This is a genomic window from Actinacidiphila sp. bgisy144, assembly GCF_057708105.1.
Genome location: NZ_JBYIRM010000034.1, coordinates 59,052 through 73,857 on the forward strand (window position 1 = coordinate 59,052; position 14,806 = coordinate 73,857).

11 protein-coding genes are annotated in these 14,806 nt (G+C 73.8%); 3 read left to right on the plus strand and 8 right to left on the minus strand.

Features of this window, described 5'->3' with window-relative positions; translation table 11 throughout:
• Window position 1: 1 nt before the first annotated feature.
• Complete coding sequence (locus tag AC3EVP_RS30415; RefSeq protein ID WP_435135495.1) at window positions 2–1,708, minus strand: LCP family protein; 1,707 nt, start codon at window positions 1,706–1,708, stop codon at window positions 2–4.
• 215 nt (window positions 1,709–1,923) lie between these two features.
• Between AC3EVP_RS30415 and AC3EVP_RS30420 the strand changes: the two genes are divergently transcribed.
• Window positions 1,924–2,973, plus strand: a complete 1,050-nt coding sequence (locus AC3EVP_RS30420; RefSeq protein WP_435135461.1) for a glycosyltransferase family 2 protein — start codon at window positions 1,924–1,926, stop codon at window positions 2,971–2,973.
• 103 nt (window positions 2,974–3,076) lie between these two features.
• On the opposite strand, the gene AC3EVP_RS30425 is transcribed toward AC3EVP_RS30420, so the two are convergent.
• The 4 genes from AC3EVP_RS30425 to AC3EVP_RS30440 form a co-directional block, all read right to left on the minus strand.
• Window positions 3,077–4,873, minus strand: a complete 1,797-nt coding sequence (locus AC3EVP_RS30425; RefSeq protein WP_435135463.1) for an LCP family protein — start codon at window positions 4,871–4,873, stop codon at window positions 3,077–3,079.
• Between the two features lie 206 nt (window positions 4,874–5,079).
• On the minus strand, window positions 5,080–6,780 hold the full coding sequence (locus AC3EVP_RS30430; protein WP_435135465.1) for an LCP family protein: 1,701 nt from the start codon (window positions 6,778–6,780) through the stop codon (window positions 5,080–5,082).
• Window positions 6,781–6,829: 49 nt separating this feature from the next.
• Window positions 6,830–8,278 carry an LCP family protein gene (locus AC3EVP_RS30435; protein WP_435135467.1) on the minus strand — a complete coding sequence of 483 codons (1,449 nt, stop codon included), beginning with the start codon at window positions 8,276–8,278 and terminating at the stop codon, window positions 6,830–6,832.
• A 196-nt stretch (window positions 8,279–8,474) separates the two neighbouring features.
• On the minus strand, window positions 8,475–9,245 hold the full coding sequence (locus AC3EVP_RS30440) for a TIGR03089 family protein (RefSeq protein ID WP_435135469.1): 771 nt from the start codon (window positions 9,243–9,245) through the stop codon (window positions 8,475–8,477).
• 128 nt (window positions 9,246–9,373) lie between these two features.
• Here AC3EVP_RS30440 and manB point away from each other — a divergent pair, with 128 nt between their 5' ends.
• Window positions 9,374–10,510 carry a mannose-1-phosphate guanylyltransferase gene (manB, locus tag AC3EVP_RS30445; protein ID WP_335971173.1) on the plus strand — a complete coding sequence of 379 codons (1,137 nt, stop codon included), beginning with the start codon at window positions 9,374–9,376 and terminating at the stop codon, window positions 10,508–10,510.
• 270 nt (window positions 10,511–10,780) lie between these two features.
• Entirely contained in the window at window positions 10,781–11,743 is a 963-nt protein-coding gene (locus AC3EVP_RS30450; RefSeq protein WP_435135471.1) for a DNA-3-methyladenine glycosylase family protein, read from the plus strand.
• Window positions 11,744–11,853: 110 nt separating this feature from the next.
• Here the strand turns inward: AC3EVP_RS30450 and AC3EVP_RS30455 are convergent, their stop codons facing one another.
• Genes AC3EVP_RS30455 through AC3EVP_RS30465 form a run of 3 tightly spaced genes read right to left on the minus strand, consistent with a single transcriptional unit; the run spans window position 11,854 to window position 14,692 of the window.
• Window positions 11,854–13,188: a coenzyme F420-0:L-glutamate ligase gene (locus AC3EVP_RS30455; RefSeq protein ID WP_435135473.1), complete on the minus strand. Its 1,335-nt coding sequence runs from the start codon at window positions 13,186–13,188 to the stop codon at window positions 11,854–11,856.
• Window positions 13,185–14,141: a 2-phospho-L-lactate transferase gene (gene cofD, locus AC3EVP_RS30460; RefSeq protein WP_335971177.1), complete on the minus strand. Its 957-nt coding sequence runs from the start codon at window positions 14,139–14,141 to the stop codon at window positions 13,185–13,187. The genes AC3EVP_RS30455 and cofD overlap by 4 nt, the downstream gene beginning before the upstream one ends.
• Before the next feature lie 50 nt (window positions 14,142–14,191).
• Entirely contained in the window at window positions 14,192–14,692 is a 501-nt protein-coding gene (locus tag AC3EVP_RS30465; RefSeq protein ID WP_435135475.1) for a cysteine dioxygenase, read from the minus strand.
• Window positions 14,693–14,806 lie beyond the last annotated feature (114 nt).

A 14,806-nucleotide genomic window follows, 5' to 3' on the forward strand; every position in this document is an offset into this window, starting at 1 on the left:
GTCAGCAGCCCACCGGGTCGGCGCTCTGACCCGATCCCGCGGCCTGCTGTGCCTGCTGTGCCGGCTGTGCCGGCTGTGTGGAGGCGGCCGGCGGCGGCGCCAGCGTGGTCACCGGCCGCACCGTACGGCCCTTGAAGTCCATGCCGAGGGTGACCTGCATCACCGGGCCCCGGCCCTTGTCCGGCACCAGGCGTGCCCCGGGCAGCGCGGCGGCCAGCGTCTTCACCGAGCGGTCCCACCGGGGGTCGTAGCGGATGGTGGTCTGCGCGGGGTGGCCGTCGGCGGTGGTGGCCAGCCCCGGGGTGACGAAACCGGTCGCGCGCAGGGCCCGCTGCACGGTGCCGGCCAAGCCGCTGACGCCGGTGGCGTTGGCGACGGTGACGCTGATCCCATCGGGGGCGACGTCGACCTTGACGGCCTTGGGGGAGGAGGAGCCCGCGGCGGACCCGTTCGCGCCGCCGGTCCCGGCGGAGGCGACGGTCCCGGTGGGCCGCGGCGCCGCGGACGGCTGCCGGGCCCCGGCGCGGTCCGCGGTCAGCGGCTGGTCGGCGCGGACCGCGGCCCACAGCTTCCCGGCCTTCGCGGTGTCCCACTTCACGGTGGAGCCGACCCCCGGCACGTGGTAGCTCAGATCGCTCAGCGGCACCGAGGCGTACTCCGACGACTTGGAGCTGAAGCCCTTCATGCTGCGGGCCAGCGAGATCAGGTCGGTCGGCCGCAGTCCCTCGTCGGCGCGGACCGAGCCGAGCACGGTGCCGGCCACCTTCTCCAGCCGCATCGGGTTGGCCAGGGTGCCGCCCGAGGTGATCTTGTGGATGACCTGGGAGACGAACTGCTGCTGGCGCCGCATCCGCCCGAGGTCGGAGTCGGCGTCGATGTGCCGGGAGCGTACGTACTGAAGGGCCTGGCCGCCGTTGAGCGTGGTGGTGCCCACCGGCAGGTTCAGCCCGCTGTAGGAGTCCTTCAACGGGCGGGTGGTGCACACCGGGACCCCGCCGAGCACGTCCACGGTCTTCATGAAGCTGACGAAGTCGACTTCCAGGTAGTGGTCGATGTGCACCCCGGTCAGCTTCTCGACCGTGCTGACGGTGAGCTTGGGGCCGCCGTCGGCGTACGCCTCGTTGATCTTCGCCGGGTGCGTCGGGACCAGCGGCCTGCCGCCCGCCGAGGTGGCGTTGGCGGCCGCGGCGGCCTTCCCGGCGCCCTGCCCCCGCTTCGCCAGGACGGCGGCCGGGCCCACGTCCGGCAGCTGTACGTAGGTGTCGCGGGGGATGGACACCACGCTCGCCCGGTCCCGGTCCTGCGAGAGGTGCACCAGCATGATCGTGTCGGTGCAGTGGCAGGGCGCTCCGCCCAGGTGGTACTGCTTCTTCTCCTGCGGGTCCAGCCCGTCCCGGCCGTCGGTGCCGACCAGCAGGAAGTTGGTGCCCTTGCTGCCGCCCGGCCGGTTCTGGATGCCGCCGAAGGCGTCCACCCGGTTGATCGCGCCGTTCAGCCCGGCCACCATCGCGTGGCCGACCCCGCTGGCGGTGATCACCAGCAGCGCCACCCCGCCCGCGATCCTGGTGCTCAGCCGCACCGGCGGCCTGCGCCGCGGCCGCCGCGGGCCCGCGGGCTGCGCGGCTGCCCTCCTCGTACCCGCCGGAACCCGCCCCGCCGGGCCGCGCCCCTGCCCGGTGGCCGGCGCCGGCGTCGGCGCCGGGACCACGGCGCTGCGGCGGACACCGGACGGCGACTGGCGGCTTCGGGTGGGCGGCACGGGCGACCTCCGAACAGTTGCGGTGCGGCCGTCGCGACGGGGGCGCCGCCGGCGCGCTGCGACCCGGTTGGCCGCCTGAAGACCCGATCAGGCTAGAGACAAATAGGACTGTCAGTCTTCACCCCACGCGCTGGTGTCCCCCGTTAGCGGTAACGTTTGCCGGAATGAACGCCGTCACCCCCGCCGCGCTCCCGGCCGTCTCCGTGATCATGCCGGTGCTCGACGAGGAGCGCCACCTGCGCAATTCCGTCCGGCACATCCTGGCGCAGGACTACCCGGGCGAGCTCGAGGTCGTCATCGCGCTCGGCCCGTCCACGGACCGGACCGACGCGATCGCCGCGGAGCTGGTCGCCGAGGACCCGCGGGTCCACACCGTGCCCAACCCCACCGGCCGCACCCCCGCAGCCCTCAACGCGGCGATCAAGGCGTCCCGGCACCCGGTCGTGGTCCGCGTCGACGGCCACGGCATGCTCTCGCCGGACTACATCGCCACCGCCGTCCGGCTGCTGGACGCCACCGGCGCGGCGAACGTCGGCGGCCTCATGCACGCCGAGGGCGAGAACGACTGGGAGCGGGCGGTGGCCGCCGCCATGACGTCGAAGATCGGCGTCGGCAACGCGGCCTTCCACACCGGCGGCGCGGCGGCCCCCGCCGACACCGTCTACCTCGGCGTCTTCCGCCGTGAGGTGCTGGAGCGGCAGGGCGGCTACAACGAGGAGTTCGTCCGCGCCCAGGACTGGGAGCTGAACTACCGCATCCGCGAGGCCGGCCACCTCATATGGTTCTCGCCCGAACTGCGCGTGTCCTACCGCCCCCGGCCCAGCGTGCGGGCCCTCGCCAAGCAATACAAGGACTACGGCCGCTGGCGCCGGGTGGTGACCCGCTACCACCGCGGCTCGGTGAACCCGCGCTACCTCGCCGCCCCGACCGCCCTGGTCGCCAACGTGGCCGGACTTCTGCTCGGCGGCGGCACCACCCCGTGGGCGCTGCTCGTCCCGGGCGCGTACGTGGCGGGCATCACCCTCGGCTCGCTGCCGGCCGGCCGCGGCCTGCCGATCGGCGCCCGGCTGCGTATCCCGCTCGCGCTGGCCACCATGCACATGTGCTGGGGCTACGGCTTCCTGACCAGCCCGCGGTCGCTGGCCCGCCGGGTCGTCGCCAGCCGCCGGCCCGCCGTGACCGAGCCGGCCCCGGCCCAGCCGGCCGACGTGTAGACCCTCGGCCTTCCCTCAGCGGCGTACGGCGAGGGGCCCACCGGTTCCGGTGGGCCCCTCGTGCGTGCCGGTCGGTGAGCCACCGGGTGCCCGGGGCCCGCGGTCAGAACTGGTAGACCGGCAGGATGTCCATGCAGCCCGTGGTGTCGGCGCCGTTGATGACGTCGGCGTCGTCGGGCACCGAGCCCGCCTTCGGCAGGGTCGCGCTGTAGTCGGTGCCGCTCTTCCAGTCCGAGCCGACGGTCAGGGTGATCGTCTGCACGTCGGAGGAGGCCTTGACGTCGTTCGACGGGATCTTCAGCGCCTTCGCCACCGACAGCGCGTCGGACTTGCTCTGCGCGCCGCCGCTGGAGGGGTAGTTCAGCACGGTGCTCTCGCGCGGCCCGGTGTCCTGGCTGGCCGCCGCCTGGGTGAAGCCCGCGGTGCCCAGCGCCTTGGCGAGTGCGCCGGCGCGGCCCGGGGTGGCGACGCCGTCGGCGCTGCCCGCGGTGCCGTTGACCACGGTGACCGGGATGCTCGCGGGCGCCTGCGCCGCCGGGCCGGTGGTCGCCGAGGGGGTCGGCGTGGCCGACGAGGTGCCGGTCTTCGCCTTGCCGTTGGCGTCCATCGCCACGTCGTTGCGCAGCAGCGACCAGACCGTCGAGGCGCTCGGCGCGGGCAGGTAGTGCGCGTTCGGGTCCTGGGGGTCCTCGATCCGCGGCATGGTCAGCATCGTGATCCGGTTCGGCGGGATCGTCTTGAGCTGCATGCCGAGGTCGTAGAGCTTCTTCGGGGTGCCGATCTCGGAGGACACCTCGAACGCGGACATCGCGGTGGTGGCGATCTTGTTGAGCTTCGCCGGGTCGGTGAAGAGGTTCTGGCCGCGCAGCTTGCGGATCAGTGAGCTCATGTACATGTGCTGCGCCTTCGAGCGGCCCGCGTCGCTGCCGAACGCGTGCCGGGTGCGCAGCCACTGGAGCGCCTGCTGGCCCTTGACGGTGTGGGTGCCCGCGGTCAGGTGCAGGTGCGAGCCGCCGGGCTGGGCCGCGGTCGCGTGGTCGTCGACGTTCTCCTTGACGCAGACGTCGACGCCGCCGACGACGTCGGCCATCTTCACCACGCCCGCGAAGTCGATGGTCAGCCAGTGGTCGATGTAGACGCCGGTGAGGTTCTGCACGGTGGCCAGGGTGCAGCCCGCGCCGCCGCGGCTGAGCGAGGCGTTGATGATGTCGTTCGTCTTCGCGTAGACCTTGTGCGTCTTGGGGTCGGTGCACTCGGGGATGTCCACCCGGGTGTCGCGGGGGATGCTCACCACCGACATGTTGCTGCGGTCGGCCGACAGGTGGGCGATCATGATCACGTCGGCCCGGGCGCCGGTCGCGTCCGCCGCGCCGCCGAGCTTCGCGTCCTCGGGGTCGGAGCGGGTGTCGGAGCCGAGGATCATGATGTTCATCGGGGTCTGGCCCGCGGAGTTCGCCTTGGACTTGGCGACGTTCGTCTTGCCGCTGCTGCGCTCGCCCTTGCGGATCTTGCCGGCGAGGTACTCGTAGTAGCCGTAGGCCGCGCCCGCGGTGCCGAGTACGGCCACCGCGACCACGATGGCCACCCAGCGGAACACCTTGCGCTTGCGGCTCCTGGTCTTGCGCCGCCCGCCGCGCCGGTGCCCGCCGCCGTGACCCGCGGCGCCGGCCGCGGCGCCGGACGGGGTGGGGCTGTCGCCGGAACCGCCGGGGCCGTCGAAGCCGCCGGAGCCGCTGGCACCTCCGGGGTCGCCGGCACCACCCGAGCCGTCGAAATAGCCGGAGCCGCCCGAACGCGGCCCGGGTATCGCGCCGTCGTGGAAGGAGCCCTGGTCCCAGTCCGGGCCGCCGGGGTCGGAAGCAGCCCCGTAGCCGGGCTCTCCCACCCTGCCGTCGCGCATACGGACTCCTCCGCTCACCGGTCCGGCTGGGGCAGCCGTCATCCCGTCTTCGTCGTCTGCTTATCAGACCGTCGTTTCGGATAGTCGTTTCAGACCGTCCATGACCGTCTCCTCAGACCGTCCTTATGTCAGACGGTCGGATGGCGGACATAGTTGCATGCGGGGGGCAGGACATACCGGGCCCGTCATCGCGGTGACGCGGTGGCCTATCCCACGCAGGAGGTGTCGTCCGCCGTGATCGACTTCAGGCCCTTGGGCGGGGTGGTGGGCGGGGCGATCGGCGTGCCCGGCTTGGTGTAGTCCGCGCCCAGGGTGAGCGACATGTACGTCAGCGGCGGCACGTCCTTGGTGCCCTCGATCAGCGCGGACGCGGGCAGGCCCATCATCGCGGCCAGCGAGCGGGCCTGGTCGGCCTGGTTCGGGGCGTAGCGCAGCGTCGTCTTCGCCGCGCGCGTCGCGGAGTCGCCGCCGTTGGCCGAGCGGTTGACGCCCTCGTCGTTCTGGAGCCAGAGGAGCACGTCCTGCGAGGCGCCGAACGAACCGGTGCCGTTGTAGACGGTCACGCGGGTGTTGTGCGGAGTGGCCTTGGCGCCGATCAGCTTGGGGTCCGTCCGGGCGGAGCCGTCCGACAGCGAGATGTCCTGCTTGACCACGCCGAACAGCTGCGTGGACTTCGCCTGGTCGATGACGACGGTGCGGTGCGTGCTGTCGTCCGGATTCTGCTCGACCGGCAGTTCGGCGAGCGTGAAGTGCTTGCCGGCGACCTTGCCGAACTGGCCGGCCAGGGTGTCGAGCGCGCTGACGCTGCCGATCGGGGTGTCCACGGTCAGCACGCCCGCGGCCGTGGTGGCCAGCGCCTTGAGCTTCTTCGGGTCGGTCAGCGCCGAACCCGAGGTGGCGGTGCGGAACAGCGCGGCCAGGAACTGCTGCTGGACCTGCACCCGGGCCAGGTCGCCGCCCGCGGGCACGCCGGACGAGCCGGGCAGTTCCTGTTCCGCGCGCACCAGCGCCAGCGCCTGCGCACCGGCCACCTTCTGCCGACCCGCGCCGAGCGAGAGCCCGGTCGAGGCGTCGTGCAGCGGCTGCTTCAGGCACATCTCCACACCGCCGAGGGCCGTGGTCAGCCGCTGCACCGCGGCGAAGTCCACCATCACGAAGTGGTCCACGTGCAGCCCGGTGAGCTGGGAGACCAGCCGCATCGCGCAGCCTGCGTCGCGTCCGGCGAGCACCGTGGCGAACCGCTGCCCGCTCGCGCCCTTGACCACGGTGTCGCCCACCGGGCACTCGGGCACGTCGGTGACGAGGTTGGGCGGGATGCTCACCGCGGTGGCGTTGCTGCGGTCGGCCGACAGGTGCAGCAGCACCGCGGTGTCGGCCTGCCCGGTCGCGGCCGCGGTGCCGGACTCGTGGCCGATCCCGGCCCGGCTGTCGGTGCCGAGCATCAGGATGTTCATCTGACCGGTGGCGGAGAAGGAGGAGGTGCCCGCGTTGCCGACGTCCAGGGTGTGCACCACCGCACCGGACTTGTGGAACGCGGCGTAGCCGCCGACCCCGCCCGCGACGACCGCCAGGCCGATGACGCCGGCCGCCCACACCGTCGTCATGCTCCGGTGCTGCTTGGGCTTGCGGCGGCTGGGTGCGGCGGTGGCTCCGGTGGTGCCCGCGGCGCCCGCGGCCCGGGTCCCGCCCGCACGCCGGGAGCCGCGGCCGGCGGCGGCCCGGCGGCTGCCGGGCGGGCGCGGCGCGGCGGGCGGTGGTACGGGACCGGGTGCGGCCGCAGGTGCGGGCTCGGGTGCGGGTTCCGTCGCCGACTCGGCCGGTTCCAGCCGCAGTTGGTAGGTGCCCGTGACCGGGTCGAGCACCCATTGGTCAGCGGGGTCGACGTACTCGGAGCCTTGCGTGTCCACGGTCGCTCGGGACCTCCATCCGCAGTGGCCTTAAGCGCCCTACCTTAGTTCATCGGCCTTTGCCGCAGATGTCTCGGTCGGCCGTCGTTCCCTTGAAGGTCGGAGCGTTCGAAGGGCTGGTCGAAGGGCTGGTCGAAGGGGTGCTCGACGGGGTCGCGGAGCCGGTGGCCGAGGGGCTGTCCGACGGACTGTCCGAAGGCGAAGGCGACGCGCCGGCCGTGCTGCTCGTACTGCCGCTCGTACCGCTGTCGTCGCTGCTGCTCGTGCCGTCGCTGCTCACCCGCACCGGCTGGTCGGCGCGTATGGCGGCGAAGAGCGTCTCGGCGTCGGGCTGCACCAACTGGTCGCGGTTGCGGTCCTGCACGTAGGGCTCGACGGGCGCGGTGACGAAGTGGATCGAGCCGGCGGGTATCTTCTGGAGGCGCTGCGCCAGCGCGTACAGGTCGCTGAGCGAGTTGAGGCCGGGGTCGGCCGTCAGCGACTTGGTGGCCGCGTCCAGCAGCGGGTACACCTTGCCGGGGTTGAGCAGCACCCCGTTGCTCTGCACCTTCTTGATCAGCGACGCGAGGAAGTCCTGCTGGCGGCTGATCCGTTCGGTGTCGCTGCCGTCGCCGATGCCGTGCCGGACCCGTACGTAGCCCAGCGCCTGTTCGCCGTTGAGCTTGTGCTTGCCCGCGGACAGGTTCAGGTGCGAGTACGTGTCATGGATGGCGACCGGGGTGCACACCTCGACGCCGCCGACCGCGTTCACCATGTTCTTGAAGCCGCTGAAGTCGACGATCAGGTGGTGGTCGACCCGTACGCCGGTCAGCTCCTCGACCGCGCGGATGGTGCAGGCCGCGCCGCCGAACTCGAAGGCCCAGTTGAACTGTTCGAACTTCGCGGCGACCGTGCTGCCGTCGGACTTGGTGCACTTGGGCACGTGCACCATCAGGTCGCGCGGGATGCTCACCGCGGTGGCGTTGCTGCGGTCGGCCGACAGGTGCAGCAGGATCGTGGTGTCCGAGCGCTGGGTGCCGGTGTCCTGGCCGTACTTGTCGTTGCCGCCGCTGCGGCTGTCCGAGCCGATCAGCAGGATGTTCTCGGTCGAGGCCGGGCCCTCGGGCGGGCGCTGCGACGCCTGCGCCTTCAGCTCGTTCTCGGTCACCGTGTCGGTGGTGATGTTGCCGTTGAGGTGCTGGTAGACGTACCAGACGCCGCCGGCGCAGGCGAGCACGAGCACCGAGGTGGCGATGGCGGTGTACTTCAGCCACCGGAAACGGCGCCGGGGCGCGGGGACTTCGGCATCGGAGTCGGGTGCGGCGGATTCGTCGGGCGCGGGTGCGGGTGCGGGTGCTTCGGTGGCTTCGGCGGGCTGGTCGGTTTCGTCGGGCGCGGGTACGGGCGCCTCGGCGGTTTCGGCCTTCACGGGTGCTTCGGCGGATTCGTCGGCTTCCGGCGCTTCGTCCTCCGGGTCCGCGGCGGAGTCGTCCCGCGATGGCTGCGCTGGCGTGGTCACGTCGTGCCCGTCCCTCGGTCAGGGGCCCGGCGGGCGGTGCCGGGCGTCATCCAGTCGCCGGAGGGATCGGACCCGAGTACCCGCGCGGCATTCGTTCAGACAGTCGAAATACCGCAAGGGTTGCCCGGAGCGCGCATTCTGTGCGGGAGTTGAGGAAATTTTCATGCAGGATCGGCACCTGCGTGATCAGTGGTGCTCAGGCGGCGCCCGGTGCGACCGTGCGGGTCACGCGCTCCGCGTCCTTGCGGCGCTCCAGCGCGTCGGCCGGCAACTGGTCGAGGTGCCGGCACAGGACGACGGAGGCGCCTGCGGCGAGCGGTGCCAGCAGCCCCGCGGCCAGCCCGTGCCAACCGTCGTACGGCAGCCCGGACAGCAGCCGCGCGCCCGGCGCCAGCCCCAGCGCCTCGGCCTCGGCGCGGGCCCTGGCCACCACCTCCGCGCCGGTGAGGGTCTCCCCGCCCGGCAGTTCGAGCGCCGGGTCGTCCGGTCCGACCGGCACGTAGGGCGTGAAACGGTCGCTCTGGGAGGGCACTTCGACCGCGTAGTCCAGGAACGGCTGCGGCGGCGGCTGGAGGAACCGCCCGCCGAGCGGCCGCAGCGCCATCGCCACCCGCGGGCCGGCGCAGCGCGCGGCCTCCTCCAGGGTGTCCGGGCCGCTCACCACCAGGTCGGCCGCCGCCGGATCGCCGCCGGGCACCGCGACGACGCCGGCGGCGGACGCGGCCACCAGCCACACCGCGGTCTGCCAGTGCGCGGGCAGCAGCAGCGCGACCCGGTCGCCGGGTTCGGCGCCCAGCTCGTCCTGGATCAGGTTCGCCGTCTTCGCCACCCAGTTGGCGAAGGTCGCCACCGACAGCTCGACCCGCTCGCCGGTCGCGTCGTCGTAGAAGGTGATCAACGGGCGGCCCGGGTCGGCGCGCAGCGCGTCGGCGAGCAGTCCGGCGGGGGTCAGTGCGCTGGAGGTCACACGGCCCAGGCTACCTGGGGCGATACGCGGACCCGGCCCGGTGTGCCGGTTCGCCGCAGCGGCAGACGTGCTGACGAGTTATCAGGTGGTGGTTTATCGGGTTTACCGCTTATGCCACTATCGTTCCCATGCGAGCACACCCCGCCTCCGCGGCCGGTACAGCCGACCCGACCCGCCGTCCCGCCACCGAGGCGATCCTGCTGGTCGGCGGCAAGGGCACCAGACTGCGCCCGCTCACCGTACACACCCCCAAGCCGATGGTCCCGGCCGCGGGGGTGCCGTTCCTCACCCACCAACTGGCCAGGGCCCGCGCCGCGGGCGTCGAGCACGTGGTGATGGCCACGTCCTACCTGGCCGAGGTCTTCGAGCCGTACTTCGGCGACGGCTCGGCGCTCGGCCTGCACCTGGAGTACGTCACCGAGACCGACCCGCTCGGCACCGGCGGCGCCCTGCGCAACGTCGCCCACCGACTGCACTCCGCGCCCGGCGAACCGGTCCTCGTCTTCAACGGCGACATCCTCACCGGCCTGGACATCGGCGCCCTGGTCGCCGCCCACCGCGCCGGCGGCGCCGACGTGTCGCTGCACCTGACCCGGGTCGAGGACCCGCGCGCCTTCGGGCTGGTGCCCACCGACCCGGACGGCCGGGTCACCGCCTTCCTGGAGAAGCCGCAGACGCCCGAGGAGATCGTCACCGACCAGATCAACGCGGGCGCGTACGTCTTCACCCGCGCCCTGCTCGACGAGATCCCCGCCGGCCGTCCGGTCTCCGTCGAGCGGGAGACCTTCCCCGGACTGCTCGCCGAGGGCGCTCACCTGCACGGCATGGTGGACTCCACGTACTGGCTCGACCTCGGCACCCCGCAGGCGTTCGTCCGCGGCTCCGCCGACCTCGTCCTGGGCCGCGCCCCCTCGCCGGCCGTCCCCGGGCGTCGCGGCGAACGGCTCGTGCTGCCCGGCGCCGAGGTCGCCGAGGACGCCAAGCTCTTCGCCGGCACCTGTGTCGCCGAGGGCGCGGTCATCGGGTCCGGCGCCCTGGTGGAGGGCAGCGCCGTACTGGCCGGCGCGCGGATCGAGCCGGGCGCGGTGGTGCGCGACAGCCTGATCGGGGTCAACGCCCGGGTCGGCAGCCGCGCGGTCCTCGTCGGGGCGGTGGTCGGCGACAACGCGGAGGTCGGCGCCGACAACGAACTGCTCGGCGGCGCCCGCGTGTGGTGCGACGCACGTATCCCGGCGGGGAGCGTGCGGTTCTCCTCCGACCAGTAGGCGGGGGCGGGGGGACCGGGGGGCACGGACCGGGGGCGCGGCGCGGCCCGGGGCCGGGGGGCGGGGGCGCGGTGCGGCCTGGGGCCGGAGGCGGGGGCGCGGGCGGTCTGGGCCCGGCCGGTCCGGGCCGCCGGGGCTCTGTCAGCGGAGGAGCCGGGGGCCTGTCAGCGGTGGAGCTGGGGTCTGCGCCGGGGCTGTCAGGGGCGAAGCGGAATCCGTGGGGCGAGGGCGCCGACGAGCCTTCGCAGTCGCCCGCTATACCCTTCCGGGGTGCCCGAAGACACCGCGTCCCCCAGGCCCGCCGCCGCGCAGGCGCCCCGGGGCCGCACCCGCACCTGGGCACCCCCCTTCCCCCTCGACGTGCGCCGCACCCTCATGCCGCTGCGCCGCGGCGGCGGCGACCCCGCCTTCCGGATCACCCCCGACGGCACCGTGTGGCGGGCCAGCCGCACCCCCGCGGGCCCGGCCACCCTGCGCCTGACCGGCAGCCCCGCCGCGATCGAGGGCACCGCCTGGGGCCCGGGCGCGCAGTGGCTGCTCGACGGCCTGCCCGCGCTGCTGGGCGCCGACGACGACCCGTCGGCGTTCGTACCGCGGCACCGCCTGGTGCACGCTGCGCACCGGCGGCACCCCGGGCTGCGGCTGACCCGCACCGGGCTGGTGCTGGAGTCGCTGATCCCCTCGGTGCTGGAGCAGAAGGTCACCACGATCGAGGCGTACCGCGCCTGGCGGCTGCTCCTGCTCCAGCACGGCGAGGCCGCCCCCGGGCCGCGGGACGCCGGGGCGCCGCCCGGTATGCGGGTCATGCCCGACGCGGCCGGCTGGGCCCGGGTGCCGTCCTGGGACTGGCGCGGCGCCGGCGTGGACAACAAGCGCGCCTCCGCCGTCCTGCGCGCGGTGCGTCTGGGCGGCCGCCTCGACTCCCTGGCCGCCCGCCCCGCCGAGGAGGCCGCGGCTTTGCTCACGACGGTCCCCGGCATCGGCCCGTGGACCGCCGCGGAGACCCTCCAGCGCAGCCACGGCGCCCCCGACGCGGTGACCGTCGGCGACCTGCACCTGCCGCACCACATCGGCTACGCGCTGACCGGCGAACCGCGCTGCGACGACGAGACGATGCTGCGGCTGCTGGCCCCGTACGCCGGGCAGCGGCACCGCGCCGCCCGGCTGATCCTGCTGGCCGCGCCCGCCCCGCCACGGCGCGCGCCGCGGATGGCGCCGGCCCGGCACCGCTGAAGCGGAACCCGAACCCGAACCGGAACCCGAACCGGAATCCCGCGGCGCCCGCTGGCGCGGCGCGGGCGCCGGACGGCCGCCGGCTGACGTGACCGCCGGAGCCCGCGCGGTCAGCGCACCGCGAGGAACGGCTCCGCCGCGCGCTCGGCCCTGGGCGCGGGTGCAGCTGCGGGGTGGCCGACCGCGATGGTGCCCAGCGGGTCCCACGACGGCGGCAGGTCGAGCACCTTGCGCACCACGTCGCGGCAGAACAGCGCGGAGGACACCCACGCCGACCCCAACTGCTCCCCGGCCAGAGCGACCAGGAGGTTCTGCACCCCGGCGCCGCCGGAGACCAGGAACATCTCCCGCTCGGCCGTCGCCCGCCGCTCGTCCGGGTACGTGTGCGCGCCGCCCTCGGTGACCAGGCACGGCACCACCAGATACGGCGCCCTGCGCAGCACCTCGCCGCGCCGCAGCCGCTTGGCGACGCTCTCCTCCGAGAAGCCGTCACCGCGCAGGTCGGCGGCCCACGCGTCCCGCATCGCGTCCAGCAGCCGCAGCCGCGCCTCCGGCGTCTCCAGCAGCACGAACCGCCACGGCGTGGTGTGGTGCGGGGCGGGCGCGGTCACCGCGAGGGCGACGGCGCGCCGCACCGCCGCCGGGTCCACCGGCGCGTCGCTGAACTCCCGCACGGTGCGCCGCAGCGACACCGCTTCCCGTACGGCCTCGGACGTGCCCAGCCGGAACATGTCGCTGGCCGCCGACCGCACCAGGGCCCGGGCCCCGATGTCCTCCGGGTCGTCGGCCCCGTCCGCCTTCTGGGGGCGCAGGACGCGTGCCAGGCCGCGGACCACCGCGACGGGCATCCCGGTGGCCTTGCCCTTGACGAGGTCGCCGGCCGCGGCCAGCTCGTCCGCGGTCGCGGTGATCGTGACGTTCAAGGGGTTGCCGTGGGAGTCCTCGCCGCCCCGCAGGTCGTCCAGTACCTGCACGCCGGCCGCGCCGATCGCCACGTCGGTGAGCCCGGAGCGCCAGGGCCGCCCGAAGGTGTCGGTGACGACGATGCCGACCTGTACGCCCAGCGCGTCCCGCAGCCCCTGCCGGATGCGCCGGGCGGAGGCGTCGGGGTCCTCGGGCAGCAGCAGTACGGTGCCCGCCGGGGTGTTGGACGCGTCGACCCCGGCCGCGGCCATCACGAAGCCGTGCCGGCTCTCCACGATCCGGGTGTTCCCGCGCCGGGCCACCAGCCGCACCGTTTCCGCGTCGATCGCGGCCTCGCGGTCGTCCGCCTCCACCAGCCGCCCTTCGGCCTTGCTGACGATCTTTGACGTGACGACCACCACGTCGCCGTCGGCCAGGGCGACGCCGGTGGCGACGATCAGCTTGGCGATGTCGGCGCCGGGCTGCACCTCGCCGATCCCGGGGACGGCGAACACCTCGTAGCGGGGGGCGGTCGCGGTCATGCCCGCACCTCCTCGGCCAGCGCGAGGGCCTCACGCGCCATCTGTGTGGTCGCCGCCAGGTCCGTCATGAGCAGCGGCACCGCCCGGCAGCGGATGCCGGCCGCCTCGACCTGCGGGGCGGCTCCCGCGTCCACGGTGTCCACCAGCCACCCGTCCAGCAGCCCGCTGCCGTAGTGCGCCGCCACCGCCGCCGCGGTGGACTCCACGCCCACGGCCGCCAGCACCTTGTCGGCCATCCCGCGCACCGGCGCGTCGCCGACGATGGGGGACAGGCCCACCACCGGCACCCCGGCCTCCGCGATCGCCTCGCGCACTCCCGGTACGGCCAGGATGGTGCCGACGCTCACCACCGGGTTCGACGGCGGGAACACGACCAGGTCCGCGCTGCCGATCGCCTCCAGCACCCCAGGGGCGGGCTTCGCGTTCTCCGCGCCGACCGGCACCACCGCGTGCGCGGGCACCGACGCGCGCAGCCGCACCCAGTACTCCTGGAAGTGGACCGCCTTGCGCTCCCCGTCGACCTCCACGAGCACATGGGTCTCGACCCGGTCGTCGGACATCGGGATGAGCCGCACCCCGGGTTGCCAGCGGGCGCACAGCGCCTCGGTGACCGCGCTGAGCGGATAACCCGCACCGATCATCTGGGTGCGGACGATGTGGGTGGCGAAGTCCCGGTCGCCCAGGCCGAACCACTCCGGTCCGACGCCGTAGGCGGCGAGCTCGTCCTTGACCGCGAAGGTCTCGTCTGCCCGCCCCCACCCCTGCTCCTCGTGGATGCCGCCGCCCAGGGTGTACATGACGGTGTCGAGGTCGGGGCAGACCTTCAGCCCGAACAGGTGGATGTCGTCTCCGGTGTTGCCGATGACGGTGATGTCCGCCTCCGGCGCCGCTGCCTTGAGGCCGCGCAGGAAGCGCGCTCCTCCGATACCTCCGGCCAGAACCACGATTCGCATGGCCCCAGTCTGTCAGCCCCGTGACGTGCGGTGCCCGGGCCTCGGGCCGACTACGCCTGCGCGGGTGTAAGGGCGCCCGGGGTGCACGCGTACGGGGTCATCTCGGTCAGCCCGGGGAAGTACACGTGCAGGCTGACGGCGCCGTCCAGCGACTCGTTGGCGACGTCGTGGACGTAACCCGGGGCGAACACGCGCTGGTGACCGGGCGTCAGGACGCGGCGGGTCTCACCGCGGGGGGTCAGCGCGCGCTCGTGCAGGGTGCCGTCCAGGACGGTCAGCACGCCGCTGGAGCGGCCGTGGTCGTGCAGCCCGCTGCCTTGCCCGGGCAGCCAGCTCAACAGCCACACTTCGTAGCCGGGTCCGGTTCGCAGGCGCGCGTACCAACGGGTGGTGGCGTCGTAGCGCACCTGCGGGGCCCACTGCGCGCGGTCGGCGGCGATGGAGCGGGCGAGTCCGGCGAACTCCGCGACGGTGCTGGGGTGTCGGGGCACCGGCGGGAGCAGGTGGGGCAGCTCGAGTGGGTCACCGGCGATCGAGACGTCGGAGTACATGAGGGGTGTGTGTTCCTTGGGGTGCGCATGATGCGGAAAGGTGCCGGCGGCCGTGGCGGCCGGACAGGGGATCAGCGGCAGCGGAAGGAACAACAACAGCTCTGGGCGAGCGCG

Coding starts and splice junctions, on each gene's coding strand:
- AC3EVP_RS30455 (WP_435135473.1), bottom strand. CDS start 13,188: ATGACCGCGACCGCCCCCCGCTACGAGGTGTTCGCCGTCCCCGGGATC.
- AC3EVP_RS30425 (WP_435135463.1), bottom strand. CDS start 4,873: ATGCGCGACGGCAGGGTGGGAGAGCCCGGCTACGGGGCTGCTTCCGAC.
- AC3EVP_RS30420 (WP_435135461.1), top strand. CDS start 1,924: ATGAACGCCGTCACCCCCGCCGCGCTCCCGGCCGTCTCCGTGATCATG.
- manB (WP_335971173.1), top strand. CDS start 9,374: ATGCGAGCACACCCCGCCTCCGCGGCCGGTACAGCCGACCCGACCCGC.
- cofD (WP_335971177.1), bottom strand. CDS start 14,141: ATGCGAATCGTGGTTCTGGCCGGAGGTATCGGAGGAGCGCGCTTCCTG.
- AC3EVP_RS30465 (WP_435135475.1), bottom strand. CDS start 14,692: ATGTACTCCGACGTCTCGATCGCCGGTGACCCACTCGAGCTGCCCCAC.